Below are 19,189 nucleotides of genomic sequence, written 5' to 3'. Positions count from 1 at the left end.
AAAATTTTTACCAACTTAAATTTTACCAAGTTTAATGAAATTACTTCTAAAGTGATATTTTTTATATATATGTTCTTCTACTAAATTTTTAAGAACGCGCTTATCATTAGATGAAATATATACAGTCTCCTCACCTGAATGCTTTGAATGGCTTGATAAGTTAACTATTCTATTCATATATGGATCTGGGCCACTACTATCTTGAGGTAACACATTTTTCATATCTCTATAGCCAAGAAATGTAGCAAGCTTCTCGAGTATATTTCTAATCAGGTTAAAATGATACTTTTCTACTTGACAATCTTCAATGTTTTTTTCTTTAAAGAATGAAATTTTAAACTCATGATCTGAAACATAAAATTTTTTTATAAAGAATGTATCTTCTTTTATTTTATCATTGACTTGTTGGTAAAAAATAGATAGTTCTTTATCATTTATTTTTCCGCCATTTAATATATTTACTATGTTATCATTCAATATTTCTTTTTTATTTAATAAGTCTACCACATTAATGCTTAATGTTTCTCTTACATTTTTGCTTAGCTTGAATTCTTTGTTTTCTTCTTTTTCTTCTTCTTTTTCTTCTTCTTTTTCTTCTTCTTTTTCTTCTTCTTTTTCTTTTTCTTTTTCTATTTTTTGGATTAATAACTTAGATATTTCTTTGTTTATATCGTCATTTAGAATATCTCTAATATAATACGTTGGATTTTTATCTGATAATAGCCATATGTCATATTCTGAAGTGCTTAAAAAATTTTCTTTTTTATATTTAAAATCATTTTCTATATCAAGAAAAAATTCTTTTAAAAATTCTTCTGGTTGAATTTCTTTCTTAAAAATATCCTCAAGTTTATGAAATAGATGAACCTGATAAGTGAAAGGGGAGTCATTGTTTTGATGGTATAAATTATGAGTATTATCTTCTGTTTTCTCAAGTCTAAATGTTCCACGTTTATTATTTTTTAATTTACTAGTCTCGTTATATAGAATATTATAAAATAAAGGATTGTGTGTGGTGATAATAAATTTTATAGTATCAGGACTATCTTTGACTAATTCTGCTAAATCAACAGCTAATTGAATAAGATGATTTTCATCCAATGAACTTACTGGATCATCAATAAAGATATATTTAAGTTCATCAAATTCATTAGTAGTGCGTTCACTAGGCTCTGAGATATTTAATTCTGCAACAACTTGTTCAATTAACGTATGAAAAATACTCCAAATAAAATTACTTTCTTCCCCCTTCGATAGTTTTATATTTTCTTCAGGCGTATCATCTCCACGCGCAAAACTGAATGTAATTTGATTATTTTCTATATCAAATTTAGGCATAAGTTTTTCATCACAATAATGATGAAATTTTCCAATTACTTTACCTTCATCCCCTTGATCTCTAATCAACCAGCGAATAAAAGAATTTGGTTGAATCTTTAATTTTGGTTCTGTGTCATTAAGTAGATCATTATCCCAATAGAATAAATCTTCGGTAAATGCATTGAAATAAAGTATTTTTCTTCGTGTTAGATCTTCTTCATTGTCGTGATTTTCTTTAGGTGCAATAAGATTCTTAAATACTTTTGATAAACGGGTTTTTCCACTTCCATTAAAGGCGTAAATTAGATTAACCTTTTTATCAGAATCTCTTAATTGTTTTGCAATTTCGTCTAAACTTTTAGTCATATTATTCTCTGCCTTGGAAATTCAATAATAATTCTCTGTAATATTCATACCGTTTGTGGCTTTGTTCAATCGCCAAAGGTAAGCCTTCGGTGATGGAGTTTGTGAGGGTTTCAAATTTATCAAGGATTGAAACGATGCGTTGTTGTTCTGGAATGCTAGGAATCGGGAATTTAATACTATTTAAATTTTTTTTATTTAATTTAGGTTGCGCAGCACCTGAAATATAAGGGGTTAAATCTATTTTATTTAAATAGAATTCAATAAATCGACGTTCTTCATACGTTTCAAATTTTAAAATATGAGCATGATTATTTACCCATATTTTTCCTGAAGCACTAAAGGCAATAGGTGTATTTCTAGCTAATAAATTTGCTCCATCTTCAGAAATAAGTAAAAAATCTCCATCAAATATATAATCTTTTACATAATCAACGATACCTGAAGCACCATAATAAGGAATTTTACCTGAAGTACGTAAGCCACTTGTAATCGGTTTTCGTTTAGAATCTAGATTCTCTGAAATTTGATCTAGAGTTTTCCACTCAAACCCAACCTTTTCAAGTTCTTCTTCACTTAACAATTTTTCCCGATAGTATTCATACTGCTTCCGGCGTAGTGTAAGCTCGCTGGTAAGCTCGCTGGTAAGCTCGCTGGTAAGCGCTGTCAATGCGTCCAAAATTCGAACGATTTCGGTTTGGACGGGGAGTGGGGGGATGGGGATGGTTAGTGTTCCGATATCTTTAGGATAAACGTGGGGAACACCAGAACCTTTCTTCATTGCATAAATTTTTTGCTGATTTTGCAATAAAAAATGGTAAACGTATTTTATTTGTAATAAAGATTCATCTGTTTTAATTGAAAAGGCATCACTAACAAAAATAGGTTCTTCCCAGTACATTATATAGCCAGCATAAGCTCCGCTACCAGCAACCGTAATAGTCTTACCGTCACGGTTTGATTCGCTATGATAATAAGCTGGTTTTTGCCCTCCACTAATGACAGGAATTTTTCCCTCATTTGTAGATTTTGCAGTTATTGTTTTTCCGCGTTGCATTTCTGAGACTAAAGACAGTGGCTTCCACTCAACCTCAGCCCCATCCAATAATTTTTCTAAAAAAGTGCGGTTGTTTTTCATGGTGTTTTACTCCTCAATCTCCGCCACAATTTTGTCAATCTCGGCACGCAAGCGGTCAATATTAGCTACAGTTTTACGAATTTCCGCATTGAGTTCATCAATATTAATCACTTCGCGAGTGTCTTTTTGTTCCACATACGAACTCACTGCAAGGTTGTATTCATTTTTGGCGATTTCTTCAATGGGAACTAATTTTGCCAAATGCGGTACATCTTCTTTATCGGCAAACAGTTTTAGAATTTGCTCAATATGTTCCTCTTCTAAAAGGTTGTTATTGGTGGCGGATTTAAATAAATCGCTGGCATCGATAAATTGAGTTTGGGTATTGGGTTTGTGCTTGGACAAAACCAAAATATTCACGGCAATACTGGTGCCGTAAAATAGATTAGGTGCAAGGGCAATCACGGTTTCTACAAAATTGTTTTCCACCAAATATTGACGAATTTTTTGTTCCACACCGCCGCGATAAAAAATGCCAGGAAAGGAAACAATCGCCGCACGACCTTTTGCCGAAAGATAACTTAATGCATGCAAAATAAAGGCAAAGTCTGCTTTCGATTTCGGTGCAAGCACACCGGCAGGTGCAAAGCGTTCATCGTTAATCAGTGTTGGATCATCCGAGCCAATCCATTTCACGGAGTAAGGCGGGTTAGAAACGATAGCATCGAAAGGTTTATCATCGCCAAATTGCGGATTCATTAAGGTGTTGCCAAGGGCGATATCAAACTTGTCGTAGTTGATGTTATGCAAAAACATATTCATACGAGCGAGGTTGTAAGTGGTGTGATTAATTTCCTGCCCGAAGAATCCTTCTTCAATGATGTGTTCATCAAATTGTTTTTTGGCTTGCAATAATAAAGAACCCGAACCAGCCGCAGGGTCATAAATTTTATTGACCTTGTCTTGTCCATATAAAGCCAGTCGAGCAATTAGCTTGGAAACGCATTGTGGTGTAAAGAATTCGCCACCTGATTTACCAGCATTAGCGGCATAGTTGGAAATTAAAAATTCGTAAGCATCACCGAATAAATCAATATGATTATCTTCAAAGTCACCAAAATCTAACTCGGCAACGCCTTTTAATACCGCAGCTAGACGGCTGTTTTTATCAGCAACGGTATTGCCCAAGCGGTTGCTGGTGGTATCAAAATCGGCAAATAAGCCTTTAATATCTTGTTCGGAAGGATAGCCAGTAGCGGAGTTTTCGATATCAGTAAAAATGCTTTTCAGATCTGTATTTAAATTCGGATTAGTATTGGCTGTCGCCACGACATTTTTAAATAATTGGCTTGGGTAAATAAAATAGCCTTTTGCTTTGATGGTATCTTCTTTGATGGCTGCAATAATAGGGTCGTCATCATTAAAAGTAGAATAATTAACGCTATCATCTCCACCTTTAATATAGTTGGCAAAATTTTCACTGATAAAACGATAGAAAAGTGTACCCAAAACATACTGTTTAAAATCCCAACCATCGACGGAACCACGTACATCATTAGCGATTTGCCAAATACGGCGTTGAAGTTCTGCGCGTTGTTGAATTGCTGCTGCCATAAAATCCTCAGAATATTTTGTGTAACGAGTTGAATAGATATGTGAAAAATTATACAGGAAATTAGTATATTTGTGTGAGTTTAGATGACTTTATTTCTAATGCTTCATTACTGTTATTTGTAAAAAAATAATAGCTCGTTTGAAGGTTCTGTTTTGATAAAGTGCGGTTGAAATTTGCAATGTTTTTATGAATAGCTTTTTTAGCGGAAAATATTTGAGAAAGGGCATGTCGTGCATGCCCTATAGTTTGGTGTATTAGTTCATAATTCCTTTATGTCTTAATAACGCATCTAATTGCGGTTCACGACCACGGAAGCGTTTGAAGAGTTCCATTGGTTCTTCTGAGCCGCCACGCGTGAGAATTTCATCTAAGAATGATTTGCCAGTGATTGGGTTGAAAATACCTTCTTCTTCAAAGCGTGAATAAGCATCAGCCGATAACACTTCTGCCCATAAATAGCTGTAATAACCTGCGGCGTAGCCCCCTGCAAAAATATGGCTGAAGCTATGCGGGGTTCTCGCCCAATCTACACCTTTTATGACGGCAACTTGTGATTTCACCGCTTTAAGTGTTTCTAAAATTTGATTGGTTTTTTCCGCATCAAAGGTATGATGCAGACGGAAATCAAAAATCCCAAATTCAAGCTGACGCAAGATAAACATCGCGGCTTGGAAATTTTTCGCTTTTAATAATTGCGTGAGTTTTTCTTTTGGCAACGGCTCGCCTGTTTCGTAATGCCCTGAAATAAACGCCAATGCATCTTCTTCCCAGCACCAGTTTTCCATAAATTGACTTGGTAATTCCACGGCATCCCAAGGCACACCGTTAATACCCGCCACATCGGATACATCAATTTGTGTGAGCATATGATGAATTCCATGACCAAATTCGTGGAATAGCGTGGTAACTTCATCGTGCGTAAATAACGCTGGTTTATTACATATAGGGGCGTTGAAGTTGCAAGTTAAATAAGCCACAGGAGTTTGAATGCTGCCATCCTGTTTACGTTTGCGTCCAATACAATCGTCCATCCACGCACCGCCACGTTTATGTTCGCGTGCATATAAATCAAGATAGAAACTGCCACGGAGTTGATCATTTTCATCGATTAAATCAAAGAAGCGCACATCTTTATGCCAAGTATCCACGCCTTCGAGTTCAACTGCACGAATATTGAAAATGCGTTTAATCAATTCAAATAAACCTGAAATTACGCGATTTTCAGGAAAATATGGGCGAAGTTCTTCATCATTAATAGCGTATAAATGTTGTTTTTGTTTTTCGCTGTAAAAACCAATATCCCAAGGTGCAAGTTCAGTGACACCAAATTCTTTTTCACAGTAATCTTTCAATTCTTGCAATTCTTTTTCGCCTTGTGGTTTAGCTCGTTCGGCAAGATGATCTAAGAAATCAAGCACTTGTTGTGGATTTTCTGCCATTTTGGTGGTAAGTGAAAGTTCGGTGTAAGTATTAAAACCGAGTAATTTCGCCAATTCCACGCGTAATGTAAGAATTTCCTCCATGACCTTACTGTTGTCCCATTTGCCTGCGTTAGGGCCTTGCTCTGAGGCGCGTGTTGCATAAGCACGGTACATTTCTTCACGCAATGCACGATTTTCGCAGTAAGTCATCACAGGCAAATAACTTGGGATTTCTAACGTAAAACGATAGCCTTTTAATCCTTTACTTTCGGCAGATTGTTGTGCTGCTTGCAGTGCGGATTCAGGTAAGCCTGTAAGTTCTGCTTCGTTTTCAATGAGTTTTTCCCAGCCCATTGTGGCATCTAATACGTTATTGCTAAATTGTGAATTTAATTCCGATAAGCGCGCCACAATTTCGCCATAACGTTGTTGTTTATCTTCTGAAAGCCCGATACCTGAAAGTTCAAAATCACGCAGTGAATTTTCAATAGCTTTCTTTTGCGCAATCGAATAGTCCGCAAATTCAGCGCTGTTTTTTAACGCTAAATAGGCATTATAAAGCCCTTTATGCTGACCAACACAAGTGCTGTATTCAGAAAGTAAAGGCAAGCACGCTTGATAGGCTTCACGTAATTCAGCACTATTTTTTACTGAATTGAGATGAGAAACGGGTGACCAAGCACGATTTAAGCGATCATTGGTTTCCGTTAAAGGCAAAATGAAATTTTCCCAAGTAAAGTACGGTTGTTTTAACACTTGTTCTATCGTATCACGACAATCTTGAATTAATTTTTCAATAGCCGGTTGAATATGTTCGGGCTTGATTTGTGAAAATGGCGGTAAGCCTTGAATGTTAAGTAATGGATTTGACATAGACATAAATGTTCCTTTTTTGAAAACTACTTTTTATGTGACGACAAATTCTATAATATCAAGGTTGAAAAATCTAAAAAATCAGTAATAATGGTTCGCATTTTTTTTTATTAGGAACATTATGAAAATTATTTACATTATTTTAGGTTTTCTTTCTCTTGCTCTTGGCATCATTGGCATTTTCCTTCCTATTTTACCGACCACTCCTTTTTTATTACTTACTTTATTTTTCTTTGCAAAAGGTTCAAAACGCTTAGAACAATGGTTTTTAGGCACAAGTATTTATCAAAAACATCTTAAGTCTTTTAATGAAAATCGTACATTAAAGAAAAATACTAAAATTTGCATTTTGAGTTTTGCGACCACTATGTTGCTTATTGGTTTTTATTTTACACCAAGCGTAATGGGGCGTAGTGTTATTGCGGCGTTGATTTGTATTAAATTTTGGTTCTTTTTATTTTGGGTTAAAACCGAGAATGAATAATTTTCTAACTTTGTGCCAGCGAAGTGCGGTTATTTTTTCCATTATTTTTACGGTGGTGGCTTGTGATAAATTGGATAATCCCAAGTCTGTTTCGCCACAAGTTGAGACACCGAAAAATACTCAATTAGAGTCCAACCGTGTTGAATTAAAACGTGGCGTTTATAGCGATCTTACTTTACAACCTTGGCAAGCACAAAGTGAAGAACAAACCCAATTATTACGCGATCTTTTTGAAGGCTTAACGGCTTATGATGCGCAAGGTAATCTTGTTCCTGCCGTAGCAGAAAGTTGGCAAACTAAAGATAATAAAACATGGATTTTCACTTTGCGTGAAAATGCTAAATGGTCAAATGGTGAATCGGTGATTGCCTCTGATTTTGTACAATCTTGGCAAGCACTTTCCCAATCTGAAAGCCCGCTAAAAAATTATTTGGCTTTTATGAATTTGAAAAATGCGAGGGCAGTATTGGAAAAAACAATGGCTGTGGAATCGCTAGGATTATTCGTTGAAAATGACCACACTTTACGCATTGAATTAGATAAAGCATCGCCATATTTACCTTCTATGTTGGCGCACGTCAGCCTTTTGCCTCGCTATGCTAAATCGACTGAAACCCTTATCAACAATGGTGCATATCAATTACAAAGCCAGTCTGAAAATCAGTACATTTTAACAGCCAATCCTTATTATTGGGCAAAGGAAAAAGTGATATTTCATCAAGTGAAGTATCAAAAAATTGCAGCTGATGCAGATTTGTCTGATTTTGATGTTGTATTGAATCCGCAAAAAACAGTTCAAAATATCCAAGATTATCCGCAACTTTGTACTTACTTCTATGAGTTTAATCTTGCCGATCCTATGTTGCAAAAAAGTGCGGTAAGAAAAGCGATAGCTTCGATGATTTCTACGAAAAATTTGGTTGCAGATATTGCTCATCTTTATCCAAGTAATACTTTTTTACCTAAACCTATGCTAGGTGAGCAAGAGTCTGTTTGGGAGCCAGTTGTTGCAGAACAGCTTCTTTCCCAAAATCAAATTAGTGAAACTCATCCGTTGAAATTACGTATTCGTTATGATGATTCGTTTCTTAATCAGACTATTGCAACGCGATTAAATCGTCAATTATCGCAATCAGATTTATTACGAGTTGAACATCAAGGGATGGGTTGGCAAGAATTGCAAACAGCTCGCACAAAAGGGGATTTTCAATTAATTCGTTCTGGCTGGTGTGCTGATTTTAATGATCCCGTTGCTTTCTTAAATTTGTTCTATTCAAAAAGCCCTGATAACAAAAATGGCTATAAAAATGCAGAATTTGATCGTTTATTTGAAAGTGCAATGACGACGACATCCGAAAAAGTGCGGTTAGAAAATTACGCGAAATTAAAAGGGATAGTTCAACAAGAATATTTAGTATTACCCATTTTTCAATATAGTACGCCAGTTTATCTTGCGCCAAGTATAATGGGCGCGCAAGTAAATTCTGTTGGAACCATTTATAGTAAAGATTTATGGCGAAAGGTTAAAAATTAGTAATCACGCTTGCAATCAAGGAAAGAATTCTTTAAGATTGGAGGCGTTGGGGACAACTCCGACATCGTCCCCGTAGCTATTATCTTAGATAACTGTACCAGAACAGCTAACTAAACAACAGATAATCAAGAAAATGAAAAAGAGCGTTTTTTTCATTTTACTTACTCTTGATAAGCCCCGATCTTTGGAATACGAGACGGGGTTTCTCGTTTTTAGCAATATGCTAAAAAATCTTTTGATTATTCCATGGCATAAGGTTTAAATAAAAAAGCCACACTGTTCAATATAACAGTATGGCTTTTTTTATATGTATTATTTTATTAAATAATCTCTTCTTGGCAATGTGGACAGGTCATTAAATGTTGTTCATCATTGTTATGCACAATGTAATGCCCCATTTTTTTCGCTTTGGTATCAAGATATTTTGTGTTGTAGCGGTTTTCTCCCACATTAAGAGGAACTCGTTCAACCACGTTGATACCAGCTTTTTTCATGGTTTCTACTTTTTCTGGGTTGTTGGTCATCAAGCGAACTTTTTTTACACCAAGTAGCTCGAACATATCGGCACAGACTTCGAAGTTACGTTCATCTGCTTTGAAGCCTAAAGCAAGATTGGCTTCAATCGTATCCATTCCTTTATCTTGTAAAGAATATGCTCGGATTTTATTAATCAAACCAATTCCGCGGCCCTCTTCACGATGATAAATTAAGACACCACGACCTTCTTCTTGAATTTGTTTTAATGCTGTCGCCAGTTGGAACCCACAATCGCATTTTAAGCTGTGAAGTGCATCGCCAGTTAAACATTCAGAATGGATGCGTGCTAACACAGGTTCATCAACATTAGAAATATCACCCATTACTAAAGCTACATGTTCTTTTTTGGTATCTGGAAATTCAAATCCCACCATTCTGAAAATACCATATTCAGTAGGTAAATTGGCTTGCGCAACTAGCTGAATTTTTGCCATAAAGTGATCCTTATTCGTAGTCATTTCTGTTAGAATGCGCGCATTATTTTTTATTATTAAGGGGCGAGCATGTTTAAAAGGCTGTCATTATATACGTTATTACTTTGTCTTGTACCATTTTTTATTTGGGGTATTTCCTATCAGTGGCATGGCAATAGCCAATTAACAGAAGCTGATTATTGGCTTTATTTGCTCACTGAAACGGGTAGTGTACCTTATGCGTTGATCACCTGTGTGTTGTTTACGCTTTTGTTCGCGTTTTTATTTAAAAACCCAAAACAATGGCTATTAGGCGTAATTGTGATGGGGATTTCAGTTATTGCCACTCAAGCGGCAAAAACGGGGGCAAAAGCATTGTTTGAAGAACCTCGTCCGTTCACCGTTTATCTAGCTGAGCAAACTCATTCAACGCCTGAAAACTTTTATAAAAATGACCGCACTTTGCGTGCAGAAATCGCTAAGGATTTTTATTCGATGGATGCTATCACACCAGCTTGGTTAGTTCATCATTATGAAAATGAAACAGGATATTCGTTTCCCTCAGGACATACGATTTTTGCAGCAACTTGGCTGATGCTTGCTGTTGGCTTTACTCAATTATTAGGTAACCGTTCTTTTAAAGCAAAATTGCTGGTGGCGGGCATTGCGGTGTGGGGCTTATTGATGTTGATTAGCCGTGTGCGATTAGGCATGCATTACCCAATAGATTTATTAGTGGCGACATTGCTGGCATGGTTGATTAATAGCATTATTTTTGCCTTTTTAAAGAAAAAGGCGATCTTCGTCATAAAATAACGATTTAAGTGCGGTTAAAATTTTGGCTAATTTTAACCGTACTTCTTTATAAAGGAGCAGATTATGTATTATGGTTTAGATATTGGTGGCACGAAAATAGAGCTTGCTGTATTCAATGAAAAATTAGAAAAATTATATTCTGAACGGGTACCAACACCTAAAACTGACTATGAGGAATGGCTTAACACGATTGTGGATTTAGTGAATCGTGCTGATGAAAAGTTTGGTGAGGTGGGCACCGTAGGTTTGGGCGTGCCTGGTTTTGTGAATCAACAAACTGGATTAGCCGAAATTACTAATATTCGTGTGGCAGATAATAAACCAATTTTACGCGATTTGTCTGTGCGTTTAGGCCGTGAAGTGCGGGCAGAAAATGACGCAAATTGTTTTGCGTTATCTGAAGCATGGGATGCGGAAAATCAGCAATATCCGACTGTACTTGGTTTAATTCTTGGAACTGGTTTTGGTGGTGGCTTTGTTTTAAACGGTAAAGTTCATTCAGGTCAAGTGGGAATGGCGGGAGAGCTTGGTCATTTACAACTAAATTATCATGCCTTGAAGTTATTAGGATGGGATAAAGCCCCAATTTATCAATGCGGTTGTGGCAACAAGGCTTGTTTGGATAATTATTTGTCTGGTCGCGGTTTTGAAATGCTTTATCGTGATTTGAAAGGCGAAACGTTATCTGCTCGTGAAATTATTAATTTGTTCTATCAAGGCAATGAAAGTGCGGTAGATTTTGTGAATCTTTTTGTTGAATTGGCGGCGATTTCTATTGGCAATATCATTACGGCATTTGATCCGCATATGATTGTGTTAGGTGGTGGATTATCTAATTTTGATTACCTTTATGAGGCTTTACCAAAAGCATTACCTCCTCACTTGATGCGGACAGCAAAAGTCCCGCCAATTAAAAAAGCGAAACACGGCGATTCAGGTGGTGTGAGAGGTGCTGCAGCGTTGTTTTTAACCAAATAATTCAGCAAACTAATGGGCGTATTCGAATAATACGCCCTTTATTTTTGAAAAATATTTAGAATATTCTAAAATTATTAGATTTTTTCTTGTTTGCGTTTCTTTTCGTTAGAGAAATTATTAAAAAATCTCGCCTTTTCATTGAAAAACCATACAATCAAATTATTTATCGCTTGAGGGATGATTATGGAATTTGAATTTTCAAAAATGTTAGAAGAAGTGCTAACTTGGATAGTCGCACACCTTGATGGGCCTTTATGGGATGCCACAATTATTATTTTGCTTGGGACGGGGCTATTTTTTACCATTACAACAGGATTTGTGCAGTTCCGTTTATTCCCAGCAAGCCTTCGTGAAATGTGGTTTGGTCGTGCAGTGGAAGGAAGCTCGTTAACACCTTTCCAAGCGTTTACGACAGGTCTTGCGAGCCGCGTTGGTGTGGGTAACATTGGTGGGGTAGCAACGGCAATCGCCTTGGGAGGAGAAGGCGCAGTGTTTTGGATGTGGGTAACGGCATTTATTGGTATGTCGAGTGCTTTCGCTGAATCTACCCTTGCTCAATTATTTAAAATTCAAGATAAAGATGGCTCATTCCGTGGTGGTCCCGCTTATTATATTGTGCAAGGTTTAAAATCACGTTGTATGGCGGTGGCTTTTGCACTTGCATTAATTTTTACATTTGGTTTCGCATTTAATTCTGTGCAGGCTAACTCCATTGTGGAAGCAACCAGCAATGCGTGGAATTGGAAAGGGGAATATGTCGGTATTTCATTAGTAATTTTGACCGCACTTATTATTTTCGGTGGCGTTAAGCGTATTGCGATTATTTCGAGTAGTCTGGTTCCAATGATGGCGCTTTTCTATTTGATTATGGCGGTGATTATTCTTGGCATGCATATTGATATGATCCCTTCCGTGATTCATCGTATCATTCAAAGTGCATTTAGTTTTGATGCTGCGGCTGGCGGAATGTTTGGTGCGCTAGTATCAAAAGCAATGATGATGGGAATTAAACGCGGACTATTCTCTAACGAGGCTGGGATGGGTTCTGCGCCTAATGCGGCTGCTGCAGCTCATGTTAAGCATCCTGTTAGTCAAGGCTTAGTACAGATGTTGGGTGTGTTTGTTGATACCATGATTGTTTGTTCTTGTACTGCTGTTATTATTTTGCTTTCAAATAATTATGGTAGCGAAACGCTAAAAAGTATTTCACTTACGCAAAACGCCTTGCAATATCACATAGGTGAATTTGGGGTGCATTTCCTAGCGTTTATCTTATTGTTATTCGCTTATTCTTCCATTATTGGTAATTATGCTTATGCGGAAAGCAATATCCGTTTTATTAAGAATAAACCTTGGTTTGTATTTTTGTTCCGTTTAATGGTGCTATTCTTCGTGTATTTTGGTTCGGTTCGTTCAGGCAATGTGGTGTGGAATTTTGCGGATACGGTAATGGCCGTCATGGCAATCATTAACTTGATCGCAATTTTGATGTTGTCGCCAATCGTATGGAAATTGATGAAGGATTATCAACGCCAGCTTAAGGAAGGAAAAACACCAGAATTTAAGATTGACGAGCACCCTGAATTACGTAAGAGAATATTTGATTCTCGCATTTGGAAATAAGCATGAAATGGCTAGAAAGAAATTTTTAGCCATTTTTAGTTTATTCATATATTGCGTTTTATCATTAATATCGTGATAAATTGAAAATAATCCCCGATAGCTATTGTTCTACGTGGGTAAAAAGGGTATATTCCGACCCAAATTTTTTCTTTTTTATAGAACGGAGTTTATTATGTTTGGTTTATCCCCTGCTCAAATGATTATCTTATTAGTGGTCATTTTATTGGTTTTCGGTACGAAAAAATTAAGAAATGCGGGTTCAGATCTTGGCGCTGCAGTGAAAGGCTTTAAGAAAGCAATGCAAGATGACGAAAAAGCAAAAGATGCTGAATTTAAGTCTATTGACAATAATGCAACATCTGCAAAAACTGAAACTACAAAAGAGAAAGAACAGGCTTAATCCGTGTTTGATATTGGTTTTTCAGAACTTGTTTTGTTAATGGTGGTTGGCCTAGTTGTGCTAGGGCCGAAGCGTTTGCCTGTCGCTATTCGCACAGTGATGAGCTGGGTGAAAACAATTCGTGGTTTAGCTGCCAATGTGCAAAATGAGTTGAAGCAAGAACTAAAATTGCAAGAATTACAGGATAGTATCAAAAAAGCTGAATCTTTGAACTTGCAAACCCTTTCACCAGAATTGAGTAAAACGGTGGAAGAATTAAAAGTTCAAGCAGACAAAATGAAAGCGGAGCTAGAAGATAAAGCAGCTCAAGCTGGCACAACAGTGGAAGAGCAAATTAAAGAAATTAAAAGTGCGGCTGAAAATGCAGAAAAGGCTCAAAATGTGGCATTAACTGAGGATTCGACAGAAACTTTACCTGAAGCAGAAAAAACACCTGCAGATTTAATCGCACTTGAGGCCCACGAGCAAGCAGAATTGACTGAGCGTTTATCTGATTATTATCCGCCGGATGAGATTGAAATTGCTCCAGCACCAAAATCTCAATCTTCAAAAACTGAATCATAGCGAGTTTTTATGAGTAATGTGGATGAATCTCAACCTCTAATTACACACCTTGTTGAGCTAAGAAACCGTTTATTACGCTGTGTGATTTGTGTGGTATTGGTTTTTGTCGCATTGGTGTATTTTTCCAACGATATTTATCATTTTGTTGCTGCACCTTTAACGGCTGTTATGCCAAAAGGTGCGACAATGATCGCAACCAATATTCAAACGCCTTTCTTTACGCCAATTAAATTGACAGCGATTGTTGCTGTTTTTATTTCTGTCCCTTATTTGCTTTATCAAATTTGGGCTTTTGTTGCACCTGCATTGTACCAACATGAAAAACGGATGATTTATCCGTTGCTATTTTCAAGTACGATTTTATTTTATTGTGGCGTGTCTTTTGCTTATTACGTTGTGTTCCCGTTTGTATTTAGTTTCTTTACACAAACTGCACCAGAAGGCGTTGCTATTGCAACAGACATCAGCAGTTATTTAGATTTTGCTTTGGCATTATTTTTAGCATTTGGTGTGTGTTTTGAAGTACCGATAGCTATCATTCTACTTTGCTGGACTGGCGTTACCACTGTGAAGGCTCTTTCCGAAAAACGTCCTTATATTATCGTGGGGGCATTTTTTATCGGCATGCTTTTAACACCTCCTGATGTTTTCTCACAAACTTTACTCGCAGTGCCGATGTGCTTGCTCTTTGAGCTTGGCCTGTTAGTAGCTCGTTTTTATCAACCCAAAGACGATGAAAGTGCGGTTGAAAACAACGATGAATCAGAAAAAACAGAATAATAAATCGATTAATATATTAAATAGGGGCTTAGCCCCTTTTTTATTGCGTTGATGTCAACCTCGCGTTGCTTTTTCATAAAACAATATCTTTTCTTTATTCACGAATAAATGTGATTTATAGCTTAGTAAAAGTTTCGTATTTTCACCTAAAATATCATCATTTTATTAGGTTATTATCTTTATTTTTATTTTTTATTTAATAAATGTGGTAATTTTTTAGATAATTTCTTTCCACTTTGTTTTTCTTTAAATTTCCTTCATGAAAATTATTGCAACGTTAAATCAGTCATTGCATATTGTCAGTGCGCCCCATGAGGCGAACATAATAAAAAACACAATACACACAACATAAACAACAAAGAAGGAAATTCATTATGTCAACAGTTGCTTCCCTAGATGCATTCTTAGCAAAAGTCGCTCAACGTGATGGTCATCAACCTGAGTTTTTACAAGCGGTTAGAGAAGTGTTTACTTCTATTTGGCCTTTTTTAGAAGCTAATCCTAAATATCGTTTAGAGGGATTATTAGAACGTTTAGTCGAGCCTGAACGTGCATTTCAATTCCGTGTAGCTTGGACTGATGACAATGGTCAAGTGCAAGTCAACCGTGCATTCCGAGTGCAATTTAATAGTGCAATTGGTCCATTTAAGGGCGGTATGCGATTCCATCCATCAGTAAATTTATCTATCTTAAAATTCTTGGGCTTTGAGCAAATATTTAAAAATGCTTTAACCACGTTGCCTATGGGCGGTGCAAAAGGTGGTTCGGACTTTGATCCGAAAGGGAAATCAGATGCAGAAGTCATGCGTTTTTGCCAGGCATTGATGGCTGAACTTTATCGCCATGTAGGGGCGGATACTGATGTGCCTGCAGGTGATATTGGTGTTGGTGGACGCGAAGTTGGTTATTTAGCTGGCTATATGAAAAAATTATCAAACCAAGCTGCATGCGTCTTTACTGGGCGTGGATTGTCTTTTGGTGGTAGTTTAATTCGTCCAGAAGCAACGGGATATGGGTTAGTTTATTTTGCTCAAGCTATGTTAGCTGAAAAAGGCGATAGTTTTGCGGGTAAAGTCGTATCGGTTTCAGGTTCTGGTAATGTAGCGCAATATGCTATTGAAAAAGCATTATCGCTTGGCGCAAAAGTGGTGACTTGCTCTGACTCATCAGGTTATGTTTATGATACTGAGGGATTTACTACTGAAAAATTAGCCGCACTTTTAGAAATTAAAAATGTAAAACGTGGTCGAGTGAAAGATTATGCAGAACAATTTGGCTTGCAATATTTTGAAGGTAAACGCCCTTGGGAAGTGAAAGTTGATATTGCGCTTCCTTGTGCAACTCAAAATGAATTAGAACTTTCTGATGCTCAACGTTTAATTAAAAATGGCGTGAGATTGGTCGCTGAAGGTGCCAATATGCCAACTACTATTGAAGCAACCGACGCGTTACAGGCTGCTGGTGTATTATTTGGACCTGGTAAAGCGGCTAATGCTGGTGGCGTGGCGACTTCTGGTTTAGAAATGGCGCAAAGCTCACAACGTTTGTATTGGACTGCAGAAGAAGTGGATGCAAAATTGCATCGCATCATGTTAGACATTCACGCAAACTGTAAAAAATACGGCACGATTGAAGGTCAAGAAAATATCAACTATGTGGTAGGAGCAAACGTAGCAGGTTTTGTTAAAGTCGCTGATGCTATGTTGGCACAAGGTGTTTATTAATCCTTAAAATTTCAAATAGAAAATAACCGCACTTTAAAAAAAGAGCGGTTATTTTTTTGAATAAAATTGAATATAACAAAGGCGACATTGAGTCGCCTCAGAGATGTTATTTATTTGAATTGTTTTCATCGCACTTATTGATATCACTACATTTACCATAAAGATATAAACTGTGTGCTTTTAACTTAATACCGTACTGTTGGCTAATTTCGCGTTGACGTTGTTCGATGATATTGTCACTGAATTCAAATACTTTTCCGCAATCCTCGCAGATAATATGATCATGATGTTCAGTTGGAGCTAGCTCAAATACAGATTTGTTCCCTTCAAAATTGTGACGAATGAGAATATGAGCCTCATCAAATTGATTTAATACTCTGTAAACCGTCGCTAAGCCAATTTCACTCCCTTGATCAAGCAGGATTTTGTACACATCTTCTGCCGAGAAATGTTCGTTTTTGTGCTCTTGCATTAAGCTAAGAATTGTTAAACGAGGTTCAGTGATTTTTAATCCAGCTTTTTTAAGTAATTTAATGTTTTCTTCAGACATAAAGTTCCCTTCCTTTTATGTGAAAAATTCTAAGCGAGCTCGGCTAAACACATTTCATCGTAAATTTGTTTACACCATTTTTCTACACGTTCTGCCGTGAGTTCTGGTTGGCGATCTTCATCAATACACAAACCAATGAAAGTTCCATCTTCTAATAATGCTTTTGATGCTTCAAAAGTATAACCTTCAGTTGGCCAATTACCCACAATGATTGCGCCGCGCGGTTCTATAATGTCGCGCACGGTGCCGATAGCATCGCAGAAATAATCAGCATAGTCTTCTTGATCGCCACAGCCGAAAATACCTACGAGTTTATCTGTAAAATCGATTTCTTCTAACGTTGGGAAAAAATCATCCCAGTCAGCTTGTGCTTCGCCGTAATACCAAGTCGGAATACCGAAAAGTAAGAAATCGTATGCTTCAATATCTTCTTTGCTACTTTTTGCAATATCACGAATATCGATTAAGTCATTACCTAATTGTTTTTGGATCATTTTCGCGATGTTTTCGGTATTGCCTGTGTCACTGCCATAAAATAGACCAACAACTGCCATTTTTCTTTCCTTTTAAAATTTAACGTATTGATTATAAATAGGGGATATACCCTAAATTATGTGGGAGTATACTACAAAAGTATTCTCATTTAAATTAATTAATTCTTATTTACAAATCGCTCTATCGCACGTATAACAAATTCAGGTTTTTCAGCATGCACCCAATGCCCACAACCACTGATAGTAAAAGACGTCGCATAAGGAAATTGTTCTAAAATTTTTTCGCTATTCTCTATTTTTATATAAGAAGAATTTCCGCCTTTGATAAACAGCGTCGGCGTGAGTACATGCACCTTTTCCCAATCCATAATGTTAGAGTAATTGTTGAAAAGTGCGGTGAGATTAAAGCGAAAATAATCAGGTGAATTTGGCTCAAAAGATTTCAGCATAAATTGCACGACATCCTGATCATCAATTTCCTTTTTTAAGATAGGTTTAGCTTCTTGACGAGTTTGAGGGGCTGCATTTTTGACAGCGAACAAGCCATTAAACACATCTTTATGCCCAAATCCTTCGTAAGGTAGGGGAGATATATCTATTACAATTAATTTTTTGACTAATTCTGGGCAAAGTGCGGTGATTTTCATGGCGGTTTTTCCCCCCATGGAATGACCAATTAGTATCACTTTGGATAAATTTAAGTAGCGGATTACCGCGATAACATCTTCAGCCATAAGTTGATAAGTCATTTTTTCCGAATGAAAACTATGGCCGTGATTACGCAGGTCTACGCGTAAAATATTGTAATTTTCGCTAAAAGCTCTGGCGATGATGCCAAGGTTATTCATATCCCCGAATAAACCGTGAATAAAAACTAAAGTTGGAGAATTAATCGTTTGTTTTACTTGATGAAATTGATAATTGAGCAATGAATTTGCCATAATTTTTACGTGAGAATTTGTAAAGAAGTCGTTATAATTAAAAAAATTCTAGCAAACAGAGAGAAAAAAATGAAGATCATTGAAGTTGATGAAGAATTATACCAATACATTGCGAGCCAAACCCGCTCTATTGGGGAAAGTGCTTCGGATATTTTACGCCGTTTGCTTAATTTACCGGCACATGCGAGTGTTTTTGCCGATGACTTAACATTTGCTCCGGCTGAAAATAACGAAAAAACAGAATCAAAAGTAGAAGTACAGCCCGAACCTGCTAAGTCAGAAAGTATAAAACCGACGAAAAAACAGCCGATAACTGCAATTAATCAGATCGTAGAAAAAGTTCAAACGTTGTTGAACTCGACAGAATTTCAAGAAGAAGGTAAAGCTGTTACACGTTTCTTAGCTATTTTGCGCGTGCTTTATCGCACTAATCCTGAGAGTTTTGCGCAAGCCACAGAATCTTTACAAGGCCGTACTCGAGTTTATTTTGCGCGCGATGAAGCAACATTGTTAATGACAGGCAATCATACAAAACCAAAACAAATTCCAGATACGCCTTATTGGGTTATCACTAATACAAACAGTGGTCGTAAAATGCTGATGTTGGAAGGTGCAATGCAATCAATGGATTTGCCTGAAAGTTTAATTGACGAAGTGCGAGCATATTTCACGGTAAATTAA

General features: G+C 36.7%; 18 protein-coding genes. 10 read left to right on the top strand and 8 right to left on the bottom strand.

Annotation, left to right across the window (positions count from 1 at the left end; translation table 11 throughout):
• Positions 1-15: 15 nt before the first annotated feature.
• The 4 genes from DV427_RS09645 to prlC form a co-directional block, all read right to left on the bottom strand.
• Positions 16-1,686, bottom strand: a complete 1,671-nt coding sequence (locus DV427_RS09645; RefSeq protein WP_114890928.1) for an AAA family ATPase — start codon at positions 1,684-1,686, stop codon at positions 16-18.
• A 1-nt stretch (position 1,687) separates the two neighbouring features.
• Positions 1,688-2,821: a restriction endonuclease subunit S gene (locus DV427_RS00470; RefSeq protein WP_114890927.1), complete on the bottom strand. Its 1,134-nt coding sequence runs from the start codon at positions 2,819-2,821 to the stop codon at positions 1,688-1,690.
• Positions 2,822-2,827: 6 nt separating this feature from the next.
• Positions 2,828-4,375 carry a type I restriction-modification system subunit M gene (locus tag DV427_RS00465; protein WP_114890926.1) on the bottom strand — a complete coding sequence of 516 codons (1,548 nt, stop codon included), beginning with the start codon at positions 4,373-4,375 and terminating at the stop codon, positions 2,828-2,830.
• Between the two features lie 255 nt (positions 4,376-4,630).
• A complete protein-coding gene (gene prlC / locus DV427_RS00460; RefSeq protein WP_114892155.1) occupies positions 4,631-6,670 on the bottom strand; it encodes an oligopeptidase A in 2,040 nt (679 codons plus the stop codon).
• Between the two features lie 121 nt (positions 6,671-6,791).
• Between prlC and DV427_RS00455 the strand changes: the two genes are divergently transcribed.
• Both DV427_RS00455 and DV427_RS00450 read left to right on the top strand, forming a co-directional pair.
• Positions 6,792-7,154 carry a YbaN family protein gene (locus DV427_RS00455; RefSeq protein WP_114890925.1) on the top strand — a complete coding sequence of 121 codons (363 nt, stop codon included), beginning with the start codon at positions 6,792-6,794 and terminating at the stop codon, positions 7,152-7,154.
• Positions 7,147-8,688, top strand: a complete 1,542-nt coding sequence (locus tag DV427_RS00450) for a peptide ABC transporter substrate-binding protein (protein WP_114890924.1) — start codon at positions 7,147-7,149, stop codon at positions 8,686-8,688. Before DV427_RS00455 ends, DV427_RS00450 begins: the two co-directional genes overlap by 8 nt.
• A gap of 320 nt (positions 8,689-9,008) precedes the next feature.
• On the opposite strand, the gene ribA is transcribed toward DV427_RS00450, so the two are convergent.
• Positions 9,009-9,659, bottom strand: a complete 651-nt coding sequence (ribA, locus tag DV427_RS00445; RefSeq protein WP_065249775.1) for a GTP cyclohydrolase II — start codon at positions 9,657-9,659, stop codon at positions 9,009-9,011.
• A 69-nt stretch (positions 9,660-9,728) separates the two neighbouring features.
• On the opposite strand from ribA, the gene DV427_RS00440 reads away from it, so the two are divergent.
• The 7 genes from DV427_RS00440 to gdhA all read left to right on the top strand — a co-directional run bounded on the left by DV427_RS00440 (position 9,729) and on the right by gdhA (position 16,523).
• Complete coding sequence (locus tag DV427_RS00440; protein ID WP_114890923.1) at positions 9,729-10,454, top strand: phosphatase PAP2 family protein; 726 nt, start codon at positions 9,729-9,731, stop codon at positions 10,452-10,454.
• Between the two features lie 63 nt (positions 10,455-10,517).
• The gene (gene nagK / locus DV427_RS00435; RefSeq protein ID WP_114890922.1) at positions 10,518-11,432 is read left to right on the top strand and encodes an N-acetylglucosamine kinase; all 915 of its coding nucleotides are present in this window, start codon (positions 10,518-10,520) and stop codon (positions 11,430-11,432) included.
• 183 nt (positions 11,433-11,615) lie between these two features.
• Positions 11,616-13,055, top strand: a complete 1,440-nt coding sequence (locus tag DV427_RS00430) for an alanine/glycine:cation symporter family protein (RefSeq protein WP_162790239.1) — start codon at positions 11,616-11,618, stop codon at positions 13,053-13,055.
• Between the two features lie 172 nt (positions 13,056-13,227).
• Positions 13,228-13,455 carry a twin-arginine translocase TatA/TatE family subunit gene (tatA, locus tag DV427_RS00425; protein WP_005629124.1) on the top strand — a complete coding sequence of 76 codons (228 nt, stop codon included), beginning with the start codon at positions 13,228-13,230 and terminating at the stop codon, positions 13,453-13,455.
• 3 nt (positions 13,456-13,458) lie between these two features.
• On the top strand, positions 13,459-14,019 hold the full coding sequence (gene tatB, locus DV427_RS00420; protein ID WP_114890920.1) for a Sec-independent protein translocase protein TatB: 561 nt from the start codon (positions 13,459-13,461) through the stop codon (positions 14,017-14,019).
• Positions 14,020-14,028: 9 nt separating this feature from the next.
• The gene (tatC, locus tag DV427_RS00415) at positions 14,029-14,799 is read left to right on the top strand and encodes a twin-arginine translocase subunit TatC (protein WP_005629126.1); all 771 of its coding nucleotides are present in this window, start codon (positions 14,029-14,031) and stop codon (positions 14,797-14,799) included.
• Positions 14,800-15,173: 374 nt separating this feature from the next.
• Positions 15,174-16,523: an NADP-specific glutamate dehydrogenase gene (gene gdhA / locus DV427_RS00410; protein WP_114890919.1), complete on the top strand. Its 1,350-nt coding sequence runs from the start codon at positions 15,174-15,176 to the stop codon at positions 16,521-16,523.
• 106 nt (positions 16,524-16,629) lie between these two features.
• Here the strand turns inward: gdhA and fur are convergent, their stop codons facing one another.
• From fur to DV427_RS00395, 3 genes are all read right to left on the bottom strand, one after another.
• The gene (gene fur / locus DV427_RS00405; protein WP_005635392.1) at positions 16,630-17,073 is read right to left on the bottom strand and encodes a ferric iron uptake transcriptional regulator; all 444 of its coding nucleotides are present in this window, start codon (positions 17,071-17,073) and stop codon (positions 16,630-16,632) included.
• Positions 17,074-17,102: 29 nt separating this feature from the next.
• Positions 17,103-17,627, bottom strand: a complete 525-nt coding sequence (fldA, locus tag DV427_RS00400) for a flavodoxin FldA (RefSeq protein WP_114890918.1) — start codon at positions 17,625-17,627, stop codon at positions 17,103-17,105.
• A gap of 98 nt (positions 17,628-17,725) precedes the next feature.
• The gene (locus tag DV427_RS00395; RefSeq protein ID WP_114890917.1) at positions 17,726-18,508 is read right to left on the bottom strand and encodes an alpha/beta fold hydrolase; all 783 of its coding nucleotides are present in this window, start codon (positions 18,506-18,508) and stop codon (positions 17,726-17,728) included.
• Between the two features lie 69 nt (positions 18,509-18,577).
• Here DV427_RS00395 and seqA point away from each other — a divergent pair, with 69 nt between their 5' ends.
• Positions 18,578-19,189: a replication initiation negative regulator SeqA gene (gene seqA / locus DV427_RS00390; protein WP_114890916.1), complete on the top strand. Its 612-nt coding sequence runs from the start codon at positions 18,578-18,580 to the stop codon at positions 19,187-19,189.

This window comes from Haemophilus haemolyticus, assembly GCF_003351405.1.
GTDB lineage: Bacteria > Pseudomonadota > Gammaproteobacteria > Enterobacterales > Pasteurellaceae > Haemophilus > Haemophilus haemolyticus_N.
Note: the sequence above shows the minus strand (reverse complement) of the source record. Positions and strands in the feature narration are given on the sequence as shown.

Coding starts and splice junctions, on each gene's coding strand:
- DV427_RS09645 (WP_114890928.1), bottom strand. CDS start 1,686: ATGACTAAAAGTTTAGACGAAATTGCAAAACAATTAAGAGATTCTGAT.
- DV427_RS00470 (WP_114890927.1), bottom strand. CDS start 2,821: ATGAAAAACAACCGCACTTTTTTAGAAAAATTATTGGATGGGGCTGAG.
- DV427_RS00465 (WP_114890926.1), bottom strand. CDS start 4,375: ATGGCAGCAGCAATTCAACAACGCGCAGAACTTCAACGCCGTATTTGG.
- prlC (WP_114892155.1), bottom strand. CDS start 6,670: ATGTCAAATCCATTACTTAACATTCAAGGCTTACCGCCATTTTCACAA.
- DV427_RS00455 (WP_114890925.1), top strand. CDS start 6,792: ATGAAAATTATTTACATTATTTTAGGTTTTCTTTCTCTTGCTCTTGGC.
- DV427_RS00450 (WP_114890924.1), top strand. CDS start 7,147: ATGAATAATTTTCTAACTTTGTGCCAGCGAAGTGCGGTTATTTTTTCC.
- ribA (WP_065249775.1), bottom strand. CDS start 9,659: ATGGCAAAAATTCAGCTAGTTGCGCAAGCCAATTTACCTACTGAATAT.
- DV427_RS00440 (WP_114890923.1), top strand. CDS start 9,729: ATGTTTAAAAGGCTGTCATTATATACGTTATTACTTTGTCTTGTACCA.
- nagK (WP_114890922.1), top strand. CDS start 10,518: ATGTATTATGGTTTAGATATTGGTGGCACGAAAATAGAGCTTGCTGTA.
- DV427_RS00430 (WP_162790239.1), top strand. CDS start 11,616: ATGGAATTTGAATTTTCAAAAATGTTAGAAGAAGTGCTAACTTGGATA.
- tatA (WP_005629124.1), top strand. CDS start 13,228: ATGTTTGGTTTATCCCCTGCTCAAATGATTATCTTATTAGTGGTCATT.
- tatC (WP_005629126.1), top strand. CDS start 14,029: ATGAGTAATGTGGATGAATCTCAACCTCTAATTACACACCTTGTTGAG.
- gdhA (WP_114890919.1), top strand. CDS start 15,174: ATGTCAACAGTTGCTTCCCTAGATGCATTCTTAGCAAAAGTCGCTCAA.
- fur (WP_005635392.1), bottom strand. CDS start 17,073: ATGTCTGAAGAAAACATTAAATTACTTAAAAAAGCTGGATTAAAAATC.
- fldA (WP_114890918.1), bottom strand. CDS start 17,627: ATGGCAGTTGTTGGTCTATTTTATGGCAGTGACACAGGCAATACCGAA.
- DV427_RS00395 (WP_114890917.1), bottom strand. CDS start 18,508: ATGGCAAATTCATTGCTCAATTATCAATTTCATCAAGTAAAACAAACG.
- seqA (WP_114890916.1), top strand. CDS start 18,578: ATGAAGATCATTGAAGTTGATGAAGAATTATACCAATACATTGCGAGC.